7 protein-coding genes and 1 other RNA gene are annotated in these 7255 nt (G+C 48.3%); 4 read left to right on the top strand and 4 right to left on the bottom strand.

Annotation, left to right across the window (positions count from 1 at the left end; translation table 11 throughout):
- From nuoB to acsF, 4 genes are all read left to right on the top strand, one after another.
- Positions 1–504 (top strand): NADH-quinone oxidoreductase subunit NuoB (nuoB, locus tag RMO52_RS05980; protein WP_310411855.1); only part of this gene is annotated, 504 nt, incomplete at its 5' end.
- Entirely contained in the window at positions 497–1036 is a 540-nt protein-coding gene (locus tag RMO52_RS05975; protein ID WP_310411852.1) for an NAD(P)H-quinone oxidoreductase subunit J, read from the top strand. The genes nuoB and RMO52_RS05975, both read left to right, overlap by 8 nt.
- 63 nt (positions 1037–1099) lie before the next feature.
- Complete coding sequence (locus tag RMO52_RS05970; RefSeq protein ID WP_309743997.1) at positions 1100–1750, top strand: protein kinase domain-containing protein; 651 nt, start codon at positions 1100–1102, stop codon at positions 1748–1750.
- A 334-nt stretch (positions 1751–2084) separates the two neighbouring features.
- Positions 2085–3158 (top strand): magnesium-protoporphyrin IX monomethyl ester (oxidative) cyclase, encoded by a 1074-nt coding sequence (acsF, locus tag RMO52_RS05965; RefSeq protein WP_309743995.1) that lies wholly within the window; start codon positions 2085–2087, stop codon positions 3156–3158.
- A gap of 149 nt (positions 3159–3307) precedes the next feature.
- Here acsF and RMO52_RS05960 read toward each other — a convergent pair whose 3' ends face one another.
- From RMO52_RS05960 to ssrA, 4 genes are all read right to left on the bottom strand, one after another.
- Positions 3308–4240: a DUF2092 domain-containing protein gene (locus RMO52_RS05960; protein WP_310411849.1), complete on the bottom strand. Its 933-nt coding sequence runs from the start codon at positions 4238–4240 to the stop codon at positions 3308–3310.
- Between the two features lie 150 nt (positions 4241–4390).
- Positions 4391–5389, bottom strand: a complete 999-nt coding sequence (locus RMO52_RS05955; RefSeq protein ID WP_310411845.1) for a hypothetical protein — start codon at positions 5387–5389, stop codon at positions 4391–4393.
- Positions 5390–5473: 84 nt separating this feature from the next.
- Entirely contained in the window at positions 5474–6535 is a 1062-nt protein-coding gene (gene csaB / locus RMO52_RS05950; RefSeq protein ID WP_310411843.1) for a polysaccharide pyruvyl transferase CsaB, read from the bottom strand.
- Between the two features lie 416 nt (positions 6536–6951).
- Positions 6952–7255: a transfer-messenger RNA gene (ssrA, locus tag RMO52_RS05945) on the bottom strand; the annotation flags it as partial.

Genomic DNA, 7255 nt, shown 5'->3' with positions numbered 1-7255 from the left:
GGACTGATTCCCCGTGCGAGTACCCGTCAGGCAGATTTATTGATTACTGCTGGTACGATCACGATGAAGATGGCTCCCGCCTTGGTACGTCTTTACGAACAAATGCCCGAACCCAAGTACGTAATCGCGATGGGTGCTTGTACGATCACAGGTGGGATGTTTAGCGCCGACTCGCCGACTGCGGTACGCGGTGTCGATAAACTTATCCCCGTCGATATTTATCTCCCCGGTTGTCCGCCACGTCCAGAAGCAGTGATGGATGCGATCATCAAGCTGCGGAAAAAAATCGCCAATGAGTCGATGCAAGAGCGGAGTCTGCTCAATCAAACTCACCGCTATTACAGTACGACCCATAACATGAAAGTCGTGCCCCCCATCTTGACCGGAGCATATCTCCAGACGGGTACTCACGACCATCCCCCAGCCGAAATCGCCGCCGCCATGGGAATGCCAGTACCACCCGCACTCGTTACCGCTCAAAAACAGGAGGTCGAACGTGGCTGAGGAAGAAACCAAGGAAACGGCGGAAATAACGCCAGCCGCAGCCCCGATCGTCCCAGCGGGTAAAGTCTCCCAATGGTTGACCCAGAACGGCTTTGTAGACCATACAGAGCTGGCGATCGACGCCCAAGGTGTCGAAATCATCCGCGTTGAAGCTCAGTTCTTGTTACCTGTAGCGACGGCTCTATATGCCTATGGGTTTAATTTTATGCAGTGTCAGGGCGGCTATGATGCTGGCCCTGGCGATGAACTGGTGAGTTTTTATCACTTAATTAAGATGAGTGATAATGCCATCAAGCCCGAGGAAGTCCGCGTCAAAGTGTTCCTACCACGCGAAAATCCAGTCGTACCCTCGGTATATTGGATCTGGCGAACTGCCGACTGGCAAGAGCGGGAAACATACGATATGTACGGGATTGTCTATCAGGGACATCCGAATCTCAAGCGGCTATTGATGCCAGAGGATTGGGTCGGTTATCCCCTCCGCAAGGATTATGTTTCGCCTGATTTTTATGAGCTGCAAGACGCACATTAAATCAATTTTCCTCGCTATGAAGCGGGGATTTTTTTAATATCTCGCTCGATTATTGTATTATTCGTGCGCTTTTCCCTCGATTGCAATCAAAGCATAGAGTCGATTATCAGATCGGGGCAAAAATTTTCAGAAGTAGAAATAATTGAATTAGCCGATCGGGTGTTAGCCATTTTAACCTATCTCCATCAACAACATCCGCCAGTCATCCACCGCGATCTCAAGCCGAGTAATATCCTCTTGGGCGATCGTTCTGGTAATAGTATCGGGGAAGTGTATCTAGTAGATTTTGGTTCGGTACAGACGATTGCCAGTAAGGATGGTGGGACGATTACGATCGTGGGGAGCTATGGTTATATTCCCCTCGAACAATTTGGCGGTCAAACTACGACGGCTTCGGACTTATATAGTTTGGGGATGACAATTATTTATCTCCTGACGGGGACTCATCCGGCGGAGTTAGCACAGGTTAATGGACGGGTCAAATTTCAGTCTACAATTAGCAAGCGATTCGATCGGTGGTTGGCACAGATGACTGAACCGCACCTCGACAAAAGATTTGAGTCAGCACAATTAGCACAGACAGCACTGGCAGGTCGGGATGGTAGTTGTGGAGATTTTGGATATATCGAGCCGGAAAATAACATCAGAGCGATATGCCATCGGGCAAGATCTATCTCAAGCCGAACTGGGATGGTTGGGACAGGAATTAAGTAATTTCCTAGATCTGGAGTTGCAGATAATTTATCCGACCCCTCAAGTGCCAGCAGCCCCAGCAGCCGTATCGGAAGTATCAGACGATTGGGTGTAAGAGCCTGACGATAGCTATCAAAATGTCGTGTCAGGATCGCCGCTGGGGAATAGAGATAGTTAGTAACTCTTAACAAAAAACCACTGCCGAGCCAGTCTAGACTTGGTAAAATGCACTTATGCAGCGATTCTCTACAAGAAAGGTTGCGCCAATGAGATGTCTAAGCTCTTGCTTGAGCCGAAGCTTGCGAGTCGCCTTACACGACGATCGCAATATGAATGAATTATAAATAAAATCACTATGGTAAATTCCCCTACAAAACCATCATTTGACGAAATCAGACCGGGGATCAAACGCCCCGCCAAAGAGACTCTCCTCACTCCTCGGTTCTACACTACCGACTTTGAAGAGATGGCAAAGATGGATCTCTCTGTCAATGAAGATGAGTTGCGTGCGATTATCGAAGAAATGCGGGTTGACTATAACCGCAACCACTTCGTCAGAGATGAAAGATTCGAGCGCTCTTGGGACGATCTCCCAGCCCAAACCCGTCAGATATTCATCGAATTTCTCGAAAGCTCTTGCACTTCCGAATTTTCTGGGTTCCTGCTCTACAAAGAACTCAGTCGGAAGCTCAAGCACAAGAATCCGTTGCTAGCCGAAGGTTTTAACCTGCTATCGCGGGATGAAGCCCGTCATGCTGGCTTTCTCAATAAGGCGATGTCCGACTTTGGACTCTCGCTAGATTTGGGCTTTCTCACTCAGACTCACAACTACACTTTCTTCAAGCCCAAATTTATCTTCTACTCAGTCTACCTATCTGAGAAGATTGGGTACTGGCGATATATTAAGATTTTCCAGCATTTAGAAGCCAATCCCGAAAATCGGATCTACCCGATCTTCCACTTCTTTGATAACTGGTGCCAAGATGAGAACCGTCACGGTGATTTCTTCGATGCCCTGATGCGTGCCCAACCCCAGCTTCTCAATGATTTCAGAGCAAAACTCTGGTGTCGGTTCTTCCTGCTGGCGGTATTTGCGACGATGTATCTTCGCGACAGAGAAAGCAAATTCTATGGCATGTTGGGGATGAATAGCCGTGACTTTGATATCGAAGTCATCCAAGAAACTAATAAAACTGCGGGACGAGTATTCCCGATTATTTTAGATGTCGATCGTCCAGAGTTTTTCCAAACTTTAGACAAGTGTGCCGCAGACTATCTAAAGTTAGTAGCATCGGCACAATCCACCGCACCTAAGTGGTTGAAAAAGATTCAGAATCTACCGACGATCGCATCGATGGGTGTAAAATTACTCCGCTTGTATCTGATGAAACCGATCGACATGACTAAGCAAGCAGGTGTCGTTCGCTAGACATTTTGAATTAGATTAAATTCTCTGAGTTAATGGTTCTGTCATGACAGAACCATTTTTTTAAGCGTATACCTATTTAACTCGATCGAAGCACTGCTCTGCGATCGGAGCGGACTCAGCTGTAAATTATCCGCACTGGGAGTGCCAAATTATCGAACTAATTGCAGTAAATCGCTGTCTGACCGAACTTTTTTGACTCCTGGCGGTGGGGAAAATTTAAAAGTTTGCTTGCTAGGATTGGTGGTAGTTGTATGCGTCATAATTTTTTCGACTATTTTCATATCGCCAACTTCCGTAGTACTAGTAAATTCAATTTGTTTGAGGATTCCGGTTACTGGTTGAATTAATCCAGTAAAACTAATTTTACTGACTTTATTATCGGTGGTATAAACCTGTAAACTTTGACCGTCAACTTGACGAGTATTTCCTTGTAAATTAGCCATTAACTCGGCAGGAATCGATTTAAACGGATCGCGACCAGCAGCGATATCGGTAATAACTGTCTTGCGTCCAGCTTCAGGCGCACTTACAAAGAAAACGGTAGAGAGTCCGACGAGTAGTGAATAAGGTTGCGGCTTAAATTCTGAGAAAGTAGTTTGTGAATATTGGCGTTTGTCGGGACGATAGATCCAGACATTTTGACCGTCACAAACGATCGTGTAGGCAGTTTTAGTTGGCGACCCCGATCGAGATAAAATTAATTCCGAGCGGAATCGATCGTCGGTTTGGGCGATCGTTTTGACAGTGGCATTAATTTGGACGGGAGTGGTATTCTTGCCTTGAGGCTGAATTGTCATCACTACTTGCGATTCGGTCTGAGCGCGATTGCCTTGCCAAAATATGCCGATGGCTTTAGTTAATAATTTGAGATCTGGGGTGGTAGCTGTCGGTCGTGCTGATGGCGTAGTTGGAGCGGGGATGGAGTTCGGGGTTAGGGTTGGTCTTGGGGTGGTAGTTGGTGTTGAGTTTGGTGTGGGTGGTAATTTCGGGGTGGGAGTTGATGTGGGTGTTTGCGCCTGGACGGTGCTAGTCAAGCTAGCTAACATTACCGCGACGATCGTTTCGGACAGGAATTTGGACATATTTAGATCTAAATAAGAAACCTACTGACTGAGTAGGGGTACGATCGGAATTCAATCTTGTCAATGCGTGGGTATTAATGAGGATAGCTGCACGATCGAAGATAGATTCGATCTCGCAGCGCTTCAGGATCGCAACTAACTAATCTTGACTTATTTTGCTGGTCTTTTCGGAAATTTGGGCAGATCGATTTTGACAGGTTTAGCGACGACGCGATCGCTATTACCGTCTTGAGGGGCAGGATGACTGACGGTTGGTGCTGGCCAATTAGGCGATGATTTGGCGAGCCGATGGTTGAGTTGGGTACTCTCTTTGGCAACGATCTCGGCGGATGCGGCCATCCCGCGCTCCTCAGTGAGGTTGTAGCGATTTGCCTCGCGGTCTTGGAAAATTGCTTCGCGCCACCCACTTGGCGCAGCGGTAGAAACGGCGACAACTGAGTGTGTCGATGGACGCAGGGGAACATCTAGTTGGGACTGCGGTGGTGCTGGTTCGATTTGGGTGAAGCTATCGGCGTCAAAGCTAGTTGCTGGGGCGATCTCATCGCTTGCTGGGGCAGTGGAAATCGCGTCGTCATCCAGGTGTGGCGCTACTGGAGGTGCGGTAGTGTTGGGAGCCGCTGGGGGCAACAGTTCGCCGCTAGGAGTGGCGGTGAGTTGCAGTTTGAGGCGACGGTGGAGTTCGACGGCAACTTGTTCGGTTTTAGTTAATTTTTGCGATTGCTGCTGATATTTGTGGCGGAGTTGTTCGTGTTCGGCTTCGATTTGGGGGACGATGGTTTGGACGATTTCGAGTTGTTGGGAGAGGGTTTCGATCAGTGTTTGCTGGCGTTGCCCGATTTGGTGGGATGTCTCTAGCTGTTGAAAGAGGGAGCCGATGCGATCGTGGGCGTTACGCAGTTCGTCTTGTTGCTGGAGGATGGTAATTTCGTGGCTCTGATTCTGCTCTTTGTGGGTGTGTAAGGTTTGCTTGGCAGATGCTAAGGCTTGCTCTAACCTAGCAATTTCTTCGACTAGTTGACGATTGATTTGCCGCAGATTGCTGACGACCGTCAACCAATCAGTCCGATCGGGTTGGGCTTCGACTGTGGTATAAATAGTCTCGATCGCTTGGTCTGCTTTGGCTTGAGAAGAGTGTTCTGCTGGGGACATGGCAGGATGGAGGGGGTGACGGGGTGACGGGGAGAGAGGGGGACGGGGGGACTGGGGGACTGGGAGACTGGGTGAAGAATCGCTTTACGTCATCTCAATCCGTGCGATTGCCGCAGTTAGCAAGTTCTTATGAACGCGGGATTGTTGGCTGAGATTTTGCACTGATTTCGGACTCAGTGCCTTCCCGGTGGTGAGATGTTGTTGCCAAGCTTGAGTAATTGCGGCAGCATCGGTGGGGATGTTCGCTAGTTCCCAGCCGGGGAGATCGATTTCGGTCATGAGTTTACTGACTTTGGGGTCATAACTAATCGCCCAACATTTACATCCCTCCGCTGCTGCCATAATCAGACTGTGATACCGCATTCCGATCGCCAGATCTACTCCTTGAAACAAACCTTTAAGTTGTTTGGGATTTGTCAGGGTGATTATCTGACTATTATCGGTTAGTTCGGCCTGAATTTGCTGGGCAATATTCATGTCTGTAGTCGGTTGAAAGGGAACGAGTAAAATATGGCTGCCAGTGGCGGCTTGCAGGTCTACTAAGGCGGTGGTGAGGGTCTCCAAGCGTTCGTTAGTCAATTGGGGATGCGATCGCAAGGTGACGGCGATTTTCGGGCTGGCGATCTGGGCAATCTCGGGCACTGGTGTCGCTGTCATACTCCAGACTGGATCGGGAGCTAGCTCGCAAGCGATTCCCCACTGCGCCAGCAAGGCGGCAGAGGCGGTATCTCGGACGCTTAAAGCCGTACAGTTGCTAAAAGCCCGTTTGGCAATCCAGCGAGTCAGCGGCTTGCTTACAGGGCCGATGCCTTGAGCGATCGCGATCGTTTGTAGTCCAAACTGTTGCGCCAATCCCATTAGCCCCCCATAATAGATCGAATTACGCAGACTTGTCGCATCTTGAATCAGACTGCCGCCACCTAAAATCAAAACTTGGGACTCTCGCAGGGCGCGAATTACCGCTCCACTATTCATTCGATCGTAACTTCTGACGCCATAACTCTTGGATGTAGCGCGCGGATCGGCGGACAGTACCAATGGCTTCACATGGGGCGGTAACATCTCTAGCATCGCCACTAGCAATGCTTCATCGCCCCCGTTACCTTTGCCATAATAACCACACAGTACAGCCTGGATCTCAGTCATTTGGTCGCACACCCGATCGATACCTCAGAGATATTCTACATCTTCAGCTAGTCGAGCGTTCTCACATCCTGCATCAAAACAAAGTTACTGGTGTTTTAGTGGATAGTGGATAGTGAATAGTGGATAGTGGATAGTGAAGCACCTTTTCAAGACAGTTTTAATACTTAGAAGTAAGTTTTGAGTCTATTTTTATGTACTGTCTTGTCTCGCTCAATCTGGAGGGAACCTCTAGAGCGCGAGCCGCTGGTGCAGATGTGAGTATTAATACTGCGATCGTTTGCCGCGATCGATCGGTTCAGATCGTATAAAACTAGACCCCGATCGAGATATAAGTCTCGATTGGGGTCTAGGATTTAATTATTAATTATCAACTACTTGTACTGAGCGACAGCCGAAGTATTAACTAGTAATTAACTTGATGGAGCTGGGCAGAGTCGAACTGCCGTCCGCCCTGGGTATTAACTTTCCGCTCATTCACAGGTATAGTCTATCTAATCCTCAAGACGGGAGTGACCAATTATCCCAGGTCGCAGGATGCTCTGATGAATCTTAGCTATTTAACCTACCAGAGACGGTTAGATAGAGCATCCGTTGAGGGTTTAGTTATAGTAATTAACGGAGTCATACTATAAATGCTCGACTTAGAAATTAATCGTAAGTTTTTTTTAGGCGGCTACAGGAGCTGCTTTACGAGCGAAAGGTACAATGTTGTTTGCATCT

This window comes from Chamaesiphon sp. OTE_8_metabat_110 (assembly GCF_031382685.1).
Lineage (GTDB): Bacteria > Cyanobacteriota > Cyanobacteriia > Cyanobacteriales > Chamaesiphonaceae > Chamaesiphon.
The sequence above is the reverse complement of the archived record's forward strand: the minus strand, read 5'-3'. Positions and strand labels throughout refer to the sequence as shown.